Annotated in this window: 14 protein-coding genes, 1 other RNA gene and 1 other annotated feature; of the genes, 13 read left to right on the forward strand and 2 right to left on the reverse strand. The window is 44.1% G+C overall.

Translation table 11 applies throughout. From position 1 onward, the window contains the following. The first annotated feature begins 64 nt into the window (after nt 1–64). The 4 genes from recJ to dtd all read left to right on the forward strand — a co-directional run bounded on the left by recJ (nt 65) and on the right by dtd (nt 6,068). Complete coding sequence (recJ, locus tag MHB50_RS06665; RefSeq protein ID WP_339162778.1) at nt 65–2,431, forward strand: single-stranded-DNA-specific exonuclease RecJ; 2,367 nt, start codon at nt 65–67, stop codon at nt 2,429–2,431. Next, on the forward strand, nt 2,422–2,934 hold the full coding sequence (locus tag MHB50_RS06670; RefSeq protein ID WP_077110540.1) for an adenine phosphoribosyltransferase: 513 nt from the start codon (nt 2,422–2,424) through the stop codon (nt 2,932–2,934). The genes recJ and MHB50_RS06670 overlap by 10 nt, the downstream gene beginning before the upstream one ends. Before the next feature lie 472 nt (nt 2,935–3,406). Next, on the forward strand, nt 3,407–5,596 hold the full coding sequence (locus MHB50_RS06675; RefSeq protein WP_077110542.1) for a bifunctional (p)ppGpp synthetase/guanosine-3',5'-bis(diphosphate) 3'-pyrophosphohydrolase: 2,190 nt from the start codon (nt 3,407–3,409) through the stop codon (nt 5,594–5,596). A gap of 16 nt (nt 5,597–5,612) precedes the next feature. Next, on the forward strand, nt 5,613–6,068 hold the full coding sequence (gene dtd, locus MHB50_RS06680) for a D-aminoacyl-tRNA deacylase (RefSeq protein ID WP_077110544.1): 456 nt from the start codon (nt 5,613–5,615) through the stop codon (nt 6,066–6,068). 765 nt (nt 6,069–6,833) lie between these two features. On the opposite strand, the gene MHB50_RS06685 is transcribed toward dtd, so the two are convergent. After that, nucleotides 6,834–8,099 carry an N-acetylmuramoyl-L-alanine amidase gene (locus MHB50_RS06685; RefSeq protein WP_083717377.1) on the reverse strand — a complete coding sequence of 422 codons (1,266 nt, stop codon included), beginning with the start codon at nt 8,097–8,099 and terminating at the stop codon, nt 6,834–6,836. Between the two features lie 160 nt (nt 8,100–8,259). Between MHB50_RS06685 and MHB50_RS06690 the strand changes: the two genes are divergently transcribed. The 5 genes from MHB50_RS06690 (at nt 8,260) to MHB50_RS06710 (ending at nt 13,257) form a co-directional block, all read left to right on the forward strand. After that, nucleotides 8,260–8,433 carry a hypothetical protein gene (locus MHB50_RS06690; protein WP_171973848.1) on the forward strand — a complete coding sequence of 58 codons (174 nt, stop codon included), beginning with the start codon at nt 8,260–8,262 and terminating at the stop codon, nt 8,431–8,433. Nucleotides 8,434–8,488: 55 nt separating this feature from the next. Continuing rightward, nucleotides 8,489–8,717: a binding site (T-box leader), on the forward strand. A gap of 77 nt (nt 8,718–8,794) precedes the next feature. After that, nucleotides 8,795–10,063, forward strand: coding sequence for a histidine--tRNA ligase (gene hisS / locus MHB50_RS06695; RefSeq protein ID WP_077110546.1), 1,269 nt, complete (start codon nt 8,795–8,797; stop codon nt 10,061–10,063). A gap of 17 nt (nt 10,064–10,080) precedes the next feature. Next, complete coding sequence (gene aspS / locus MHB50_RS06700; protein WP_339162781.1) at nt 10,081–11,910, forward strand: aspartate--tRNA ligase; 1,830 nt, start codon at nt 10,081–10,083, stop codon at nt 11,908–11,910. 106 nt (nt 11,911–12,016) lie between these two features. Then, nucleotides 12,017–12,203: non-coding RNA, 6S RNA (gene ssrS, locus MHB50_RS06705), on the forward strand. Between the two features lie 289 nt (nt 12,204–12,492). Continuing rightward, nucleotides 12,493–13,257: a tRNA threonylcarbamoyladenosine dehydratase gene (locus MHB50_RS06710; RefSeq protein ID WP_077110550.1), complete on the forward strand. Its 765-nt coding sequence runs from the start codon at nt 12,493–12,495 to the stop codon at nt 13,255–13,257. 42 nt (nt 13,258–13,299) lie between these two features. Here the strand turns inward: MHB50_RS06710 and MHB50_RS06715 are convergent, their stop codons facing one another. Then, a complete protein-coding gene (locus MHB50_RS06715; RefSeq protein WP_077110718.1) occupies nt 13,300–14,568 on the reverse strand; it encodes a replication-associated recombination protein A in 1,269 nt (422 codons plus the stop codon). A gap of 119 nt (nt 14,569–14,687) precedes the next feature. Between MHB50_RS06715 and MHB50_RS06720 the strand changes: the two genes are divergently transcribed. From MHB50_RS06720 to mnmA, 4 genes are read left to right on the forward strand one after another with little or no spacing between them, the layout of a single operon-like run. Beyond that, nucleotides 14,688–15,356, forward strand: a complete 669-nt coding sequence (locus MHB50_RS06720; protein WP_077110552.1) for a hypothetical protein — start codon at nt 14,688–14,690, stop codon at nt 15,354–15,356. After that, entirely contained in the window at nt 15,353–15,772 is a 420-nt protein-coding gene (locus MHB50_RS06725; protein ID WP_077110554.1) for an Rrf2 family transcriptional regulator, read from the forward strand. Before MHB50_RS06720 ends, MHB50_RS06725 begins: the two co-directional genes overlap by 4 nt. A 21-nt stretch (nt 15,773–15,793) precedes the next feature. Beyond that, nucleotides 15,794–16,942, forward strand: coding sequence for a cysteine desulfurase family protein (locus MHB50_RS06730; protein WP_077110556.1), 1,149 nt, complete (start codon nt 15,794–15,796; stop codon nt 16,940–16,942). Nucleotides 16,943–16,956: 14 nt separating this feature from the next. Next, on the forward strand, nt 16,957–18,072 hold the full coding sequence (mnmA, locus tag MHB50_RS06735) for a tRNA 2-thiouridine(34) synthase MnmA (protein WP_077110558.1): 1,116 nt from the start codon (nt 16,957–16,959) through the stop codon (nt 18,070–18,072). Nucleotides 18,073–18,106: the final 34 nt, after the last annotated feature.

Below are 18,106 nucleotides of genomic sequence, written 5' to 3' on the forward strand. Positions count from 1 at the left end.
CTGTTACTTTCCTTTGAAAGGCCGCTGTCTCTTCTGTATAATAGATGCTCTGAGGGGTGAAGAAATGTTACAAGCAAAAACCCGCTGGATCGTCCATGATACAAACAGAGACAAGGTTCAAAAACTGGCCAAACAGCTTGAAATTAGCACACTTGCCGCAACATTGCTTGTCAATCGTGGATTTGATTCTCCTGAAGAAGCAAGCATTTTTTTACATATGGAAGATAACCAATTTCATGATCCATTTTTAATGCCTGATATGGAAAAAGCGGTAGAACGAATTAAGAGGGCGGTTAACAACAAAGAACCGATCCTTGTATTTGGCGATTATGATGCGGACGGTGTTACCAGCACATCTTTATTGACAACTGTTTTACAGGAAATGGGAGCCGTAGTTGATTTTTACATACCAAACCGTTTTACAGAAGGCTACGGACCGAATGAAGCTGCTTTCCGAAAGGCTTTTGACGAAGGCGTTCAGTTAATCATTACAGTTGATACCGGCATTTCAGCCATACACGAAGCATTAGTGGCCAAAGAGCTTGGTATTGATTTAATTATTACGGATCACCATGAATTGCGAGACGAAATTCCGGAAGCCCATGCCATTATTCATCCCAAATTGAAGGAAGACGCCTATCCTTTTCCCTATCTGGCCGGAGTGGGTGTCGCCTTTAAGCTTGCTCATGCACTATACGGAAAAGTTCCGTATGACTTGCTGGATTTGGTGGCCATTGGCACGGTCTGTGATCTAGTGCCACTTATAGGTGAAAATCGCCTTATTGTCAAGAAAGGGTTGCTGATCCTCTCTTCCACAAAAAGGCCCGGGTTGCTTGCCCTTGGCAAAACGGCAGGCATTCAGTTTGCCGATCTGAGCGAAGAAACGCTTGGTTTTACAATTGGTCCCCGGCTGAATGCTGCGGGAAGGCTTGATAGTGCCGTTCCCGCGGCAAATTTGTTGATGGCGAAACATGCCGATGAGGCGGCTCTTTTGGCTGATGAAATTGAGATTTTAAATAAAGAACGGCAAACTCTCGTATCAGAAATGACAAAAGAAGCGGTTGACATGATCTCCATGTCTTATCCTCTTTCCGAAAACAAAGTACTTGTGATTGGCAAAGAAGGTTGGAATGCCGGCGTGATCGGCATTGTCGCTTCAAGGATTACCGAACAGTTTTACCGGCCAGCAATTGTATTAAGTTATGATTCGCATACTGGACAGGCAAAAGGCTCCGCTCGAAGTATTCGCGGGTTTGATTTGTTTGCCAATTTATTGGAGTGTGCCGATATCCTTCCTCATTTCGGCGGACACCCTATGGCAGCCGGTATGACACTTGATATGCAAGATGTCGATGAACTTCGAGAGCGGCTGAACCGGGCGGCGAACAACCAGCTCAGTGCCAAAGATTTAGTTCCCGTTACAGAGCTGGAAGCTTCCATTTCACTCGATGACATTACTTTGGACACGATCAAAGAAGTGGAGCGGCTTGCTCCTTTTGGAGTAGCCAACCCGAAGCCTGCATTCATGGTTAAAAATGCCGCTGTCAATCATGTCAGAAAAATAGGCGGAAATGATGCCCATTTAAAATTGACTTTAAGTCAAAACGATATGTTATTAGATGGGGTCGGCTTTCATCTCGGGAAGCTCGCCGATGATATATCGCCAGATGCCAAACTGTCGGTTATTGGAGAACTGTCCATCAATGAATGGAATAATAGGAGAAAGCCACAAATATTTATTAGGGATATGGCCATCAACGAATGGCAGTTGTTCGACTTTCGGGGCAACAAGCCGTTTAAAACCTGGGTGCCCCTCCTTCACGGCAAAGATGCGGAATTCATCGTCTTTCATGAAAAAACATTAAGTCGAGTTCCCGAATTGCGGAATGTGCGTACTGTGTTGATTCCAAGCGAAGAGCGAGCCCAAGAATATAGGATGGACGGCAAGAATGTCGTATTGGTTGATTTCCCTTTTGAAACAGCCATTATTGAAGGCTTGGTTAAAGGTAAAAAACCGGATCGGATCTACGTTCACTTTTTTCATGAACGAGAACATTTTTTTCATACAATTCCAACTCGCGATCATTTTAAATGGTATTATGCTTTTCTTGCAAAAAGGCGCACATTCAATGTGAAAAAATACGGGGAAGATTTGGCGGCATACCGGGGCTGGTCCAAGGAAACTGTCCAGTTTATGACACAAGTGTTTTTTGAACTTGATTTTGTTAAAATAGATGAAGGGATTATTTCTCTTAAACAGGCAAAAATGAAAAAAGATTTGGCGGATTCGCCTTCGTTTCAGAAAAAACAAGAGATGATCAAACTTGAAAACATCTTGTTATATTCATCTTATCCCGAATTAAAAAAATGGTTTGAGGAGAGAGTCGCGCACTCTATTCCACATGAGGAGGAAGTGGAAGCATGGACTTAAAAAAATATATTACAATCGTTCCGGATTGGCCGAAAGAAGGCGTGCTTTTTAAAGATATAACGACATTGATGGATAATGGGAAAGCATTTAAATACGCCACCGATTTGATTGTGCAATATGCCCGCGAAAAAAGAGTGGATATCGTTGTCGGCCCGGAAGCCCGGGGATTTATTATCGGTTGTCCCGTGGCCTATGCGCTCGGCGTCGGATTTGCCCCGGTCAGAAAGGAAGGCAAACTTCCAAGGGAGACGATTAAAGCGGACTATGGGAAAGAATACGGAAAAGATGCGTTAACGATCCATAAAGACGCGATCAAAAAGGGGCAAAGGGTTCTCATTACGGACGACTTGCTCGCCACCGGCGGAACGATCGAAGCCACCATTGAGCTCGTTGAACGGCTGGGAGGAATCGTTGTCGGAATTGCCTTTCTGATTGAGCTCACGTATTTAGACGGAAGGCGAAAACTTGAAGATTATGATTTATTATCGTTAATCAATTTTTAATACATCACACATGTGGCCAGGTTCCGAAAATAAACGATTGTCATGTCCATCCCGAATGGGAGAAAGCCTACAGTGCGCGGTGTCTGGATGATCAGGTCAAAATACTTGAATTCGAATGGGCTTACGGACAGTAAACATGAACGAAGGATCAAAATTCTTTGGTCAAAGCACTCATCCGAGTGCTTTTTTTCTAGAAAGCAATGTTGTGGGGAAATGATTGGATGTATGAACATACTCGTGCCCAAACATTGAGTTGAAAAACGGACATTTGTTTTCGACTTCCCGGCTAGAGGAGTGTTGGACCTGCCAACTTGCGTTTTTATTGGATGATGATCATTTTTTCATCAACATTCGCTATAATTAGATATAATTACTGGAAATGGGATCGTTGCACTTTACAAGATTCCAATCTATCACCATAATATATAGAAAATGACTACTCAATAAATTTTACATTAAAAAGGTGATCCTTGTGGCAAATGATAATGTCTTATCCGCAGATGACGTCATAGAACGTACACGTAAATATTTGAACGAGGAACATGAAATGCTTGTAAAAAAAGCATATGAGTTTGCTCGTTTGGCTCATAAGGATCAATATCGGAAATCGGGAGAACCATATATTGTGCATCCAATCCAGGTGGCAGGAATACTGGCTGATCTGGAAATGGACCCGGCTACAGTCGCAGCGGGGTTTCTTCATGATGTTGTTGAAGATACGCCAGTAACCATCCGACAACTGGCAGAAGAGTTTGATAGTGAAGTGGCGATGCTTGTCGATGGCGTTACAAAGCTTGGGAAAATCAAATATAAATCTCATGAAGAACAGCAAGCTGAAAATCACCGAAAAATGTTTGTGGCAATGGCAAAAGACATTCGAGTTATTTTGATAAAGCTGGCGGACAGGCTCCATAATATGCGAACGCTTAAGCACCTTCCTCCGGAAAAGCAAAGAAGAATTGCCAATGAGACACTCGAAATATTTGCTCCACTTGCCCACCGGCTCGGAATTTCCAAAATAAAATGGGAGCTGGAAGATACTTCTCTTCGATATTTAAATCCCCAACAATACTATCGAATTGTTAATCTGATGAAAAGAAAGAGGGCTGAGCGGGAAGAGTATCTTGACAATGTGATTAAAGAAATGCAAGAGCGGCTGGAAGAAGTGAATATTAAAGCCGAACTGTATGGACGACCGAAACATATTTATTCGATCTACAGGAAAATGAGCCTGCAGCATAAACAGTTCAATGAAATTTATGACTTGCTCGCTGTTAGAATTATCGTCAACAGCATCAAGGACTGTTACGCTGTCCTTGGCATCATTCATACTTGCTGGAAACCGATGCCCGGGCGATTTAAAGATTATATCGCCATGCCAAAACCGAACATGTATCAATCGCTTCATACTACCGTCATTGGGCCAGGCGGGGAGCCGCTCGAAGTACAAATCAGAACCTTTGAAATGCATCGAATCGCCGAGTACGGGGTTGCTGCCCATTGGGCTTATAAAGAAGGAAAATCCCCGCATCAGCAGGCTTCCTTTGATAAAAAACTGTCCTGGTTCAGGGAAATATTAGAGTTTCAAAACGAATCCGCTAACGCAGAAGAATTCATGGAATCGTTAAAAATTGATCTCTTTTCTGACATGGTATTCGTATTTACGCCAAAAGGCGATGTCATTGAGTTGCCTGCGGGATCGGTGCCTATTGATTTTGCCTACCGAATCCATTCGGAAATCGGCAATAAAACAATAGGCGCAAAAATCAACGGGAAAATGGTCACACTGGATTACAAGCTAAACACCGGTGATATTGTTGAGATTTTAACATCCAAGCATTCATATGGACCAAGCCAGGATTGGCTGAAGCTTGCCCAAACTTCCCAGGCGAAAAACAAAATTAAGCAATTTTTTAAACGGCAGCGAAAAGAAGAAAACATTATAAAAGGCCGGGAAATGATAGAAAAAGAAATCAGAGAACTGGACTTTGACTTAAAAGAGATCCTGACTCCCGAAAATATTGAAAGAACAGCCGACAAATTTAATTTTTCCACGGCGGAAGATATGTACGCAGCTGTTGGCTATAACGGCGTTTCGGCACAACAAGTGGCTAACCGCCTGACGGAAAAATGGAGAAAAAAACGGGACGAAGAAGAAGCGATCAAAGAGATTGTGACTGAAACGAAGACGACGGGCCGGCCGAGGAAACATGAAGCAGGCGTGAAAGTGGCAGGGGCTGACAATCTTTTAATTCGTCTGTCCCGCTGCTGCAATCCGGTTCCTGGGGATGAAATTATCGGCTTTATTACAAAAGGCAGAGGTGTTTCTGTCCATCGGCGCGATTGCCCGAATATGATAGCCAATCAAGATGAAAATCGCCTCATTCCGGTTGAGTGGGAAACAAATCGCAACTCCCGAAAAGAGTACAATGTCGATATTGAAATCCTTGGTTACGACCGGCATGGCCTGCTGAATGAAGTGTTACAAACGGTCAGTGGCACGAGGACAAATATAACAGCCATCAGTGGCCGTACCGACCGCAATAAGGTGGCAACGATCATGATGACGATCGCGATTCACAATATTAGCCACCTTCATAAAGTGGTGGATAAAATCAAACAAATTCCAGATATTTATGCGGTTCACAGAATCATGAATTAAAGGGGCATGACGGATTGTGAAAATTGTCTTGCAAAGATGCAAACAAGCAAAAGTAATGGTTGATGGTGAAGCGACAGGCAGGATTGGACAAGGTTTTGTACTGCTTGTCGGCATCACTCATGAAGATACAGAAAAAGAGGCAGAGTGGCTGGCTGATAAAATTGTCAATTTGCGTGTGTTTGAAGATGAGGCCGGTAAAATGAACCGCTCCCTAATGGATGTTGCCGGCGACATCTTATCTGTTTCCCAGTTTACGATTTATGCAGATTGCAGCAAGGGTAGGCGCCCGAGCTTTGGTGAGGCGGCCAGACCCGAATACGCAAAGGGACTATACGAGAAATTTAACGAAATGTTGCGAAACAAAGGTGTACGTGTAGAAACGGGGATTTTTGGAGCAATGATGGAAGTTGATTTGATCAACGATGGGCCAGTTACCTTGATTTTAGAAAAAAACCATCAGGAACCACTTTAAAATGAATGCAAAGAATGATCCATTGGAAAAAATGATAGCTTTGATCGACAAATCGCATATTTGTGTTGAGAATAACATGTTTCGATTTTATAGATAAAAATTTTTTTCAATCGTAAAAAGTAATGTCACATTGCTCGAGAGCTGATAATGATGAAAGGACTCTTGAGCTTCACACCGAGCAGCCTTGTATGTTTGTACATTTCTGTTAGAAATAATGAAGGGTGTGGCACCGCGAACCCAATCGTCCCGCAGGATGATTGGGTTTTTTATACCGGCACAAACAGAAAGTGAGCGACCCGTCAACAAGGGACTACACTTCGGTAACCAGGCATTTCAATCAAAAAATCGGCCATTAACAGTGGTCCAGACGCACGATTGCACGGATTGATCAAGAAAACAGTTATCGAAGCGTTTAGATCGCGCCCGTTTGCCGGGGAAATCGAGAATTGCTCATCCACGGGGCAGTCTATAATGTGTGAGCAGATGAAAAAATCAGAAAAGCGGCATTCGAATTGATAATATATTCCGAAAATAATATTCAAGAAGATGGGAGATCCGAACGGCCGAAAAATGATCATACAGCCGACGATAGCGGGCTAAGGCATCTGGGGGGCGATGTATCCGATTGGGTCTCATCAATCTGAAGCGATCGCTTTTTTCGGGACGGTGCTTTCAGGCGTTTGCACAGTTGAAAGGACCTTAGCCCATTGTTGTGGTGGCAAAGGTCCCCCTGTCAGTTCTTATTTTATCGTTTGATCGGCGCTTCTAGTTGGAAAAATAATCCTTCAAGCCGTCGGTAATTGCCGTTGTAACCGTATCACGGTATCGTTTGGAGTTAATGGTCTGCTCTTCGGAGGCGTTGCTCAAATAGCCCAGTTCAAGCAATATGGAGGGCTGGCTGTTCTCCCTGAGCACATAGTAGTTGCCAAATTTGGTGCCGCGGTCTTTCAAGCCGATCTCCTTGCCCAAATGTGAGTGAACAACATCGGCCAATTGTTTATCGTAAGCATAGTGATAGTAAGTTGTATGCCCGTTGGTAACAGGGTCATTTATGCTGTCGTAGTGCAGGCTGACAAAGGCATCCGCCCGGTTTTCAATGGCGGCGTTTGTCCTGTTATGCAGCGGAACATATCTGTCACGGCTTCTCGTCATAATCACATTGGCTCCCGCATTTTTCAACTTTTTTTCCAGCAGTCGAGCCGTTTCAAGAGTGAGTTTTTTTTCAATTACGCCAGAACTGCCGGTGGCTCCTTTATCCTCTCCTCCGTGTCCCGCATCGACGACGATCGTTTTTCCGGAAATCCCGTCTCCCGATTTATTATGTAATACTGGCCGGTTTGTTGATGATACAACCCAACTGGCGATAAAGCCGGTTTTCCCATTGGCTGCTTCAATTTTATACCAGTTATTTTTTTCCTCGATGACTTCATACACTTCTCCGGAATGTGCCGTGTCTACGATTGGAGATGCCAATTCCGGTTTTTTCCGAATGTTTGTCCCATCATGAAGAATGGATATATTGCGCCCTTCTGATTCGGGTGAACTGCTTTCGGATGTGGATTTTTCTATATATTGCGCATTTACCCATGCAGACCCGGATTTGTATGAGATTTCGTACCACCCGTTGCTTTCCTGAATCATTTTCACTTTTTCGCCACTATTTAATTTTCCTATAATTTCACTATTCGCGTTAGCGTCAGCACGAACATTTAAACTATCTACATTTACCGTACCTGACTGCATTTCCGAACTAGTCTGTTTTACTGCAAGCCAATTGGCAATCCAGCCCGTCTGTCCGGATGGCAGCTTGATTTCGTACCAATCACCCTGTTCTTTTTCAACAGTGTAAGATTCTCCTTTTCTAATTTGGGTAATTATTGAATAGGAAGTGCCTGGCTTTTCCCGTACATTGACGACATCACCGGTAATTTCAATAGTGATGGAGTCGGCAGTGATCCAGGAAGGAAGATTTACGATAACTGCAAGGAGGAGCAGCAGTAAAAAGATCATAAACAGCTTTTTTTTCCCCAAAATATGACCGCCTTTCTCTCTCGCCACATTATCTCATGAGGGAGGATTTTTAAAAAGGGGGGGTTTGCCCATCTTTCATTCAAAAAGAAATTCTCTATCAATTATAGAAAATGTTTCTGTAGGGAACAATAGAAATAATATCATTTTTGGAGGTTTTTGCATGAGGACAAACGAGAAAAGTCATCTCGCTTCCGTCAATATACCCCATTACATAGGGCTTGACTTTCAGAATTTGCTGGAAAATGACCGGGTGTTTGAAACGAAACAAGAGCAGGAAATGGGATTATCGCATTCAGAACGAAATGCTTTAAAAAGAAAGCTGGCCAAAGGGTAAACTTGTTGACAAAGTTTTTACGCATTCGTATGATTAAAGAAGTACATTCAAAAATAAAAAACCGATGATGGAGAGAGTAATCGGAACTTTATTTGAGCAGAGAGGAAATATCCCGGCTGAAAATATTTCCACAAATATCCCGATGAAAGACACTCCGTAGGAATCCGCTTCGAACGGCATTAATGCCCAGTAGGGGATGGACGCACAACAGGCGTTATATGTGAAAGTGAAAGCATTTTGCTTTTATAAGGGTGGCACCGCGGGAAACAACTCTCGTCCCTTGTTTCGTTCAAACAAGAGACCGAGGGTTTTTTATTTTTATTTAGGAAAAATCATGAACTTGTAAAAGGGGGATGTAAGCTTGGGTATTCAAATTCCGAGAGGAACTCAAGACATACTTCCGGGAGAAGTGGAAAAGTGGCAGTATATTGAGAAAACGGCAAGGGACATTTGCCAAAAGTATCAATACAAAGAAATTCGAACGCCTATTTTTGAACAGACTGAGCTGTTCCAAAGAAGTGTTGGGGATTCAACAGATATTGTGCAAAAAGAGATGTACACGTTCACGGACAGAGGAGGCCGGAGCTTGACATTGAGGCCGGAGGGAACAGCTGCCGTTGTCCGCTCTTATGCTGAAAATAAAATGTACGGGCAAACGATTCAACCTGTTAAATTGTATTATATTGGCCCGATGTTTCGGTATGAGCGACCACAAGCCGGACGTTACCGCCAGTTTGTCCAGTTTGGCATCGAGGCAATTGGCAGTGACGATCCTGCGATAGATGCCGAGGTAATTTCGCTTGCGATGGAGTTTTACAGGAATCTGGGCTTGAGAGAACTTCGTCTTGTGATCAATAGTCTAGGCGACCGTTCAAGCAGGTCGGCTCTTCGGGAAGCGCTCGTTGCTCATTTTCAACCGAATATCGGAGAATTTTGCGAAGACTGCCAGCAAAGGCTTAAAACGAATCCACTCCGGATTCTGGATTGTAAAAAAGACCGTGGCCACAAGTTGATGCAAACGGCGCCTTCCATTCTTGATTATTTGAATGAAGCTTCATCCGAATATTTCGAGAAAGTGAAAAAGCTGCTCAAAGGGATGGGAATTGACTTTGTCGTGGATCCCAACCTTGTTAGAGGATTGGATTATTATAACCATACGGCTTTTGAAATTATGAGTGAAGCGGAAGGGTTCGGTGCCATTACGACTTTATGCGGCGGCGGAAGATATGACGGGCTTGTAGAGGAAGTCGGGGGTCCTGACAAGCCGGGGATCGGTTTCGCTTTGAGTGTGGAGCGGCTTTTAAGTGCCTTGGATGCTGAAGGTGTTGCCCTCCCGCAAGAGGAGTCCATTGATTATTTTATCATCGCTCTCGGGGAAGAAGCGGAGGAGTATGCTGTCCCGCTTTTACAGCAATTACGCCGCGCTGGTTTTTCGGCAGAAAAAGATTATATGGGCCGAAAATTAAAAGCCCAATTTAAGGCGGCCGAGCGACTTCACGCCAAATATGCCGTCATTATTGGTGAAGATGAATTAAAAGAGGGAAAAGCGCTCCTGAAGCACTTGGAAACTGGTGAGCAAACAAGTGTGGAGCTTGAAAATATGGTTGAACAATTGAAATCTGGTATTTAACAAGGAGGATCATTGGTATGTATGGGAGAACGCATTATTGCGGGGAAATAGAAGAAAGCGCGATTGGAGAATCCGTTGTTTTAAAAGGATGGGTTCAAAGGCGCCGCGATTTGGGGGGACTCATTTTTATAGACCTGCGTGACCGGACGGGAATCGTACAAATCGTATTTAACCCGGAAACTTCAGAAGAAGCTTTACATATAGCTGAGACGATCCGCAATGAATATGTTATTGATGTAAAAGGGACGGTCGTAAAAAGGGAAGAAAGCACATTTAATCCTAAAATCAAGACAGGAACAATCGAGGTCATTGTCAAAGAAGTGACCATCATCAACAAGGCGAAGACCCCTCCGTTCATGATTGAAGACAATACGGAAGCTGCAGAAGATATTCGCCTGCGGTACCGCTATTTGGATTTGCGTCGTCCGGAAATGTTTGACGTACTTAAATTGCGCCATGATGTGACCAATACAATCCGCGGCTTTTTAAATGATGAAGGCTTCCTGGAAATCGAGACACCGTTGTTGACAAAAAGCACACCAGAAGGTGCAAGGGATTACCTTGTTCCAAGCAGAGTTCATCCAGGAGAATTTTATGCGCTGCCCCAGTCACCGCAAATCTTTAAACAACTGTTGATGGTAAGTGGATTTGATAAATATTATCAAATTGCCCGCTGTTTTCGGGATGAGGATTTAAGGGCAGATCGTCAGCCGGAGTTTACGCAGGTGGACATCGAAACAAGTTTTAAGGATCAGCATGAGATTATGGCCATGGTTGAAAAAATGATGGTCCAGGTAATGAAAAAGGCAAAGGGAATCGACGTTTCCACCCCATTTCCAACAATTTCGTATGACGACGCGATGGCGCGATTCGGTTCGGACAAACCGGATACACGGTTTGACATGGAGTTGACCGATGTCTCGGAGATCGTCAAACACTCCGATTTTAAAGTGTTTGCCGGTGCAGTGCAAAAAGGAGGACAAGTAAAAGCAATCGTCGTCAAAGGCGGTGCCGAAAAGTATTCCAGAAAAGATATTGATGCGCTCGGAGAATACGCAGGCAGATACGGGGCTAAAGGGCTCGCGTGGATGAAAGTGGAAGACGACGGGATAAAGGGTCCAATCGCCAAGTTTTTTGACGAAGATATTTCGGGACAATTGACGGCTGCGCTTCAAGCTGAAGTCGGAGATTTAATTCTGTATGTGGCGGATACACGCGACATTGTAGCTGATTCACTCGGTGCTCTTAGATTGAAATTGGGCAAAGAATTGAATCTCATTGATGAAACGAAATTCAATTTTCTATGGGTAACGGATTGGCCGCTCCTAGAGTATAACGAAGATGAAAAGCGTTATACAGCCGCACACCACCCGTTTACAATGCCTGTACGGGAAGATTTGCCTCTTTTGGAAACAGATCCAGCCCGAGTTCGCGCCCATGCTTATGACCTCGTATTAAACGGATATGAGCTGGGCGGAGGCTCTTTGCGGATTTTTGAACGGGATGTACAAGAAAAAATGTTCAAAGTGCTCGGTTTTACAGATGAAGAGGCAAAAGAGCAGTTTGGCTTTTTGTTGGAAGCATTTGAGTATGGAACACCCCCGCACGGTGGTGTTGCCCTTGGTCTTGACCGGATGGTAATGGTGCTTGCTAGTCGGGCCAGCCTTCGTGATACGATTGCTTTTCCAAAAACGGCCAGCGCCAGCGACTTGCTCATGAAAGCACCAGATGAGGTAAGCGGTGATCAGTTGGCAGAGTTGCATTTGCAGTTGGATCAGCATGCCATTCAAGAGCTTGAAACGAAAAGAGAACAGAACGCAATGAAGGGAATGTCCAGCCAGGATTGATTTTATGGCTTGTGAAAAAACAGGTTTCGGACTAGAAGATGACACATTTCCCATTTGTTTTTAATTGATATATTTAAAGCCCTGTGTTAGTATTTATTCAACAAGGAAAGTCCTGATGTGTTCGTCTCCATACCTTATCGTTTTGACCGACAAGTTTTAAATACGGGAGCCTGGCGTTTCCCGGCTGATGGCAAGCCTTTGTGAAAAGGAAGCTTGAAGCCTGGAACAGGGCACCCACCTGCCGAGAGCGGGTTCAAAACAAAGGATTCAAAGACGGCACGATTGGGACTTTTCGTTTTATATGGAAAAAGATCAGCAACCGGTAAGAAGCCTTGCCGGTTGTTTTTTATTGCAGAGAATAATAGGCAATTTCCCAGCCGCTAGCGGGGGCGGCATTCAGACGCGGGAAAGGGTTAAAGGAGATTAGTTTGGTTCAACAGATTTTTTGGAAATAATACATCTAGCCCATATAGACAGACGGGCTTTTTTGTTTTGAATCAATACCGTCTTCTCATTTTCTTGCCAGCAAACCGATTTTCCATTATTCTTATTCCGAGTTCTATACAATTGGAGTTGATGATGATGTTGCACCAGTTTTCCCGTAATGAATTGGCCATCGGCAAAGAGGGGCTTGATATTTTAAAAAACAGTTCCGTTGCCGTTTTGGGAATTGGCGGGGTAGGGTCTTTTTCAGCAGAAGCGTTGGCACGGTCCGGCGTGGGGAAATTAATTTTGGTTGATAAAGATGTTGTGGATATTACGAATGTAAACAGGCAAATTATTGCTCTTTTATCAACGGTGGGGCAGTCCAAGGCAGAATTAATGAAAGAGCGGATTAAAGATATCAATCCTGAATGTGAAGTTATCGCCTTAAATATGTTTTACACGGAAGAAACGTATGAAAAATTTTTTCAGCAGCCATTAGATTTTGTTGTAGATGCTTCAGATACAATTTCTTATAAAATCCATTTAATGAAAGAGTGCCTAAAGAGGAATGTGCCTATGATTTCCAGTATGGGTGCGGCGAATAAGATGGACCCAACAAGATTTATGATTAAGGATATTTCAGACACACATACGGACCCGATTGCAAAGGTCATTCGGACAAGGCTTAGAAAAGAAGGGATTCAAAAAGGGATCCCGGTCGTCTTTTCTGATGAAAGTCCCATCGTAGCACGGGAAGAGGTACTTGAGGAGGTAGGCAATGAGCAATCAGATATTCGAAAAGCTAAAATGCCCCCTTCTTCCAATGCGTTCGTACCGTCGACAGTAGGGTTAATCATGGCCAGTTACGTTGTCCGGCAATTATTAAAGGACATTCACATTCATCGGGTTCATGATGGGTAAAAATAAAAAAATGAAACGGGACGTCAAGCAACAGCGTCCCGTTTAGGCTTTATTAATTTTTTCATATATGGTCGCGAGAGTTTGTTCAAACTTTCCTGTCTTTTTTGGCTTATAGTATGTTTTATTCATTAGTTTGTCCGGCAAATATTGCTGTTTTACCCAGCCCGATTCGTAATCGTGCGGATATTTATAATCCAGACCCCGTCCCAAAGCTTTCGCCCCTTTATAATGGGCGTCTTTCAGGTGAAGCGGCACTTCACCGCTTTTTCCCGTCCGAATATCTTGCAAAGCTTCATCAATAGCTTTGTAGGCGGAATTTGATTTAGGGGATAGGCATAATTCAATTACTGCATTGGCGAGCGGGATTCTCGCCTCGGGGAAGCCGATTTTTTCGGCCGTCATAATAGCAGCCAATGTCCTCTGGCCCGCTTGGGGGCTGGCAAGGCCGATGTCCTCATAGGCAATGACAAGGAGCCTTCTGGAAATGCTCGGCAAATCACCCGCTTCGATCAATCTGCCCAAATAATGCAGGGCGGCATTTGTGTCACTTCCCCGAATTGATTTTTGCAAAGCACTTAAAACATCATAGTGAGCATCGCCATTTTTATCATGGGCAAGGCTTTTTTTCTGAAGGCATTCCTCAGCGATTTCGCGTGTGATATGGATGACGCCGTCGTTGGAAGGCTCCGTCGAAAGAACGGCAAGCTCGAGTGCATTCAAGGCACTTCTTGCATCACCGTTGCAGGCGGCGGCAAAGTGATTCAAGGCATCATCATTCACGGAAATATCATATTGGCCGAGTCCTCGCTCTTTGTCATGAAGCGCCTGATGCAATGCTTTCTTCATATCCTGTTCTGTTAAAGGAAAAAGCTCAAAGATTTGGCAACGGCTTCTGATGGCCGGATTAATCGCATGATATGGATTGCTTGTTGTTGCGCCAATTAGTATGATCATGCCATTTTCGAGATATGGCAAAAGAAAATCTTGTTTTGCTTTATCCAAGCGGTGCACTTCATCAAGAAGCAAAATGACTTTTCCGCTCATTTTCGCTTCGGCCGCAACGATTTCCATATCTTTTTTGTTATTTGTAACGGCGTTTAGGGATCGGAACGCATACTTGGTGCTTCCGGCAATCGCATTGGCAATTGATGTTTTACCGATCCCGGGCGGGCCATATAAAATCATGGAGGACAACTGTTTTGCCTTTACCATTCTGGCGATGATCTTTCCTTCGCCGACAAGATGTTCTTGTCCGATTACCTCTGTGATTTCACGAGGCCTCATTCGAAAGGCCAATGGCTGTGTACTCATATTATCCACTCCAAACTCCCGTTCTGTTTTCGATATTTCTATCATATCAAATCACCGCCAAATATGCATATTGAATATTGGTTATGATATAATGGAGCAATGCAAAGGGGTTTCGGTATATGCGTAAATCAGATCATCTGCTCGCCCGTTTTTTCATTTTTACGTTCGGACTTCTCATTATGTCGTTAGGGATCGTACTAATCATTGTGTCCGACTTTGGAGCTTCACCGTGGGACGTGCTTCATGTCGGCCTCTATTATCAATTGGGGCTTTCGATTGGAACGTGGAGCGTTATTGTGGGATTTGCGATTTTAGGAGCCTCTGGAATCATGATGCGTGAGTGGCCCAAGCTTGGGGCTTATTTAAATATGATTCTCGTTGGTCTTTATATTGATATGTTGATGATGCTTCCTTTTTTAACAGAGCCACAAGGCTGGATGGGAAAAATCATCATGTTCATTGTGGGAATGATCATTTACTCCTACGGGATGGGGATGTACTTATCTGCTGAACTCGGGGCTGGCCCAAGGGATAGTTTTATGCTCGCTCTTACGGCCAAAACGAAATGGAAAGTATCCAACGCGAGACGCTTTATGGAAGTCGTCGTTTTAATCATGGGCTGGCTGCTGGGTGGACCCGTGTTTATTGGTACGATCGTTTTCAGTTTGGCTGTCGGGACATTTATTGGTATTGCTTTGCCGCAATGTCGTACACTGACAAACAAATGGGTATATAAAAAATCAGAAATACAAATGATGGAAGAAATAAAACGAGGTGCAAGTTTATGAAAATATCGACAAAAGGGCGTTACGGATTAACGATTATGATCGAACTCGCCAAAAAATTCGGCCAAGGGCCGATTTCTTTAAAATCGATCGCCCAGGCCCATAATCTTTCAGAACACTATTTAGAACAGTTGGCGGGCCCGCTTCGGAATGCGGGACTGGTAAAGAGCGTCAGAGGAGCTTATGGAGGCTATATACTCGCCAAGGAACCGTCAGAAATAACGGCCGGAGACATTATCAGAGTGCTGGAGGGGCCTATCAGCCCGGTTGAAGGCATAGAGGATGAGGAGCCGGCCAAAAGAGAACTATGGATAAGGATCCGGGATGCGGTCAAAGATGTGCTTGACCACACAACGGTGGAAGATTTGGCAAATCATCGAGAAGATAACGATGTACAGCCTTATATGTTTTATATTTAATATTGAAACTGGTGAGAGCGAATGAATAAAATGATCTATTTGGACCATGCGGCAACGACGCCTGTCCATCCCGAAGCGGCAGAGAAGATGTTCACACTGATGAAAGATGTGTACGGAAATCCATCAAGCATCCATACACCGGGAAGGGAAGCGCGTCGTATTTTGGATGAAGCGAGAATGGTGATCGCGCAAACAATTAGCGCGAATGTGAAAGAAATCATCTTTACAAGCGGCGGTACAGAATCCGACAACTTGGCTGTTTTAGGTGCGGCATTGGCAAACCGGGAAAAAGGACAGCACATTATTACAACATCGTTTGAGCACCATGCTGTACTCGATGCCTGTAAGTTTTTGGAACGTGAAGGATTTGACGTCACTTATCTTGATCCCGATATAAACGGGATGATCCACCCTGAAGATGTTAAAAAAGCGCTTCGTGATGACACCATATTAGTCACGATCATGTTTGCCAATAACGAAGTGGGAACTATTCAGCCGATAAAAGAAATCGGAGCGATCCTTTCTGGCCATCAAGCATATTTTCATACGGATGCTGTACAGGCTTATGGGACGGAAAAGCTCAATGTAAACGAACTTCAAGTAGATTTTTTATCAGCATCTTCCCATAAAATCAACGGGCCGAAGGGCGTCGGTTTTCTGTATGTAAAATCGGGAAGCCGCTTGATTCCGAGGCAATATGGAGGAGAACAGGAGCAAAAAAAACGCCCTGGCACGGAAAATCTGGTTTCTATTGCCGGGTTTGCCGAGGCCGCTAAGATTGCTGGTCATTCTTTGAATGAAAGAATTGCTCATTACAGACATTTGAAGGACAGTTTTGTGGAAACCTTCAAAGTGAAAGGGATCGATTTTTTCATTAATGGATCTTTGGAACAGTCCGTACCACATGTTTTGAATGTCAGCTTTCCAGGAACGGATGTCGAGCCGCTTCTGGTAAATCTTGATTTAGCAGGCATCGCCGCTTCAAGTGGATCAGCGTGCACAGCCGGGACGCTTGACCCGTCCCATGTGCTTACAGCCATGTTTGGCAAGGAAAGTGATAGAGTCAATAATTCAGTTCGATTTAGTTTTGGACTGGGAAACACGGTAGAACAAGTGAAAGAAGCGGCCGAAAAAACAGCGGAAATCGTCCGCAAGCTTCTTTCTGATTGAAAGGAAGTATTAGAATGAATAAAGCGCCGGAAGATACACGCGTCGTCGTCGGTATGTCAGGTGGTGTCGACTCATCGGTAGCGGCGCTTTTGTTAAAAGAGCAAGGTTATGATGTCATTGGTGTTTTTATGAAGAATTGGGACGACACCGATGAATTTGGCGTATGTACCGCGACGGAGGATTACAACGACGTCATCAGGGTTGCCAATCAAATCGGCATCCCGTATTATGCAGTGAATTTTGAAAAACAATATTGGGATAAAGTATTTACTTATTTTCTTGATGAATATAAGGCGGGCCGGACACCTAATCCGGACGTCATGTGCAACAAGGAAATTAAATTTAAAGCCTTTTTGGATCACGCCCTGAAACTAGGGGCAGATTATTTGTCAACCGGACATTATGCCCGGGTAGAGCGCAGGGGCGATGAAGTCGTCATGCTTAGGGGAATTGACCAAAATAAAGATCAAACCTATTTTCTGAACCAGCTCAGCCAACAACAATTGCAAAAAGTCATGTTTCCACTAGGCGGGCTGAATAAAAAAGAAGTAAGAGAAATGGCCAAAAAAGCTGGTTTGGCCACCGCTGAAAAAAAAGACAGTACCGGCATCTGCTTTATCGGTGAGCGGAACTTTAAAGAATTCCTTAGCGGTTACCTCCCCGCTCAAAAAGGAAATATGGAAACATTGGATGGTAAAAAGGTCGGCACCCATGACGGTTTAATGTATTATACAATCGGGCAAAGACACGGATTAGGCATCGGAGGCGCGGGCGACCCATGGTTTGTCGTAGGTAAGGACTTAAAACGGAATGTGCTATACGTTGAACAAGGCTTTCATCATCCCGCATTATATTCGGATGCCATTTTGGCCGTTGATGTCAATTGGATATCCGACATTGAAAAGCCCGGGGAATTTTCTTGCACGGCTAAATTCCGTTACCGCCAGCCGGATGAACATGTAACCGTAGTCCGTTTGCCGGGCGAGGAGGCAAAAGTGCTATTTGAAAAACCGGTAAGGGCTGTAACTCCTGGACAGGCCGTCGTTTTTTATGATGGGGAAGTGTGTCTGGGCGGTGGAACGATTGATAAGATTTATCGGAACGATCGCCAGCTTACGTATGTGGGCTGATTGAAAAACCCCTGTCAGCAAAGTGACAGGGGTA

Origin of the sequence: Siminovitchia sp. FSL H7-0308, assembly GCF_037980985.1 — a bacterium.
In the GTDB taxonomy this organism is placed as follows: domain Bacteria; phylum Bacillota; class Bacilli; order Bacillales; family Bacillaceae_C; genus Siminovitchia; species Siminovitchia thermophila.

Excerpts from the sequence above, each read along its gene's own strand:
- MHB50_RS06715 (WP_077110718.1), bottom strand. The coding sequence starts at position 14,568 with ATGAGTACACAGCCATTGGCCTTTCGAATGAGGCCTCGTGAAATCACA.
- MHB50_RS06725 (WP_077110554.1), top strand. The coding sequence starts at position 15,353 with ATGAAAATATCGACAAAAGGGCGTTACGGATTAACGATTATGATCGAA.
- MHB50_RS06710 (WP_077110550.1), top strand. The coding sequence starts at position 12,493 with ATGTTGCACCAGTTTTCCCGTAATGAATTGGCCATCGGCAAAGAGGGG.
- MHB50_RS06690 (WP_171973848.1), top strand. The coding sequence starts at position 8,260 with ATGAGGACAAACGAGAAAAGTCATCTCGCTTCCGTCAATATACCCCAT.
- MHB50_RS06720 (WP_077110552.1), top strand. The coding sequence starts at position 14,688 with ATGCGTAAATCAGATCATCTGCTCGCCCGTTTTTTCATTTTTACGTTC.
- MHB50_RS06730 (WP_077110556.1), top strand. The coding sequence starts at position 15,794 with ATGAATAAAATGATCTATTTGGACCATGCGGCAACGACGCCTGTCCAT.
- recJ (WP_339162778.1), top strand. The coding sequence starts at position 65 with ATGTTACAAGCAAAAACCCGCTGGATCGTCCATGATACAAACAGAGAC.
- mnmA (WP_077110558.1), top strand. The coding sequence starts at position 16,957 with ATGAATAAAGCGCCGGAAGATACACGCGTCGTCGTCGGTATGTCAGGT.
- aspS (WP_339162781.1), top strand. The coding sequence starts at position 10,081 with ATGTATGGGAGAACGCATTATTGCGGGGAAATAGAAGAAAGCGCGATT.
- MHB50_RS06670 (WP_077110540.1), top strand. The coding sequence starts at position 2,422 with ATGGACTTAAAAAAATATATTACAATCGTTCCGGATTGGCCGAAAGAA.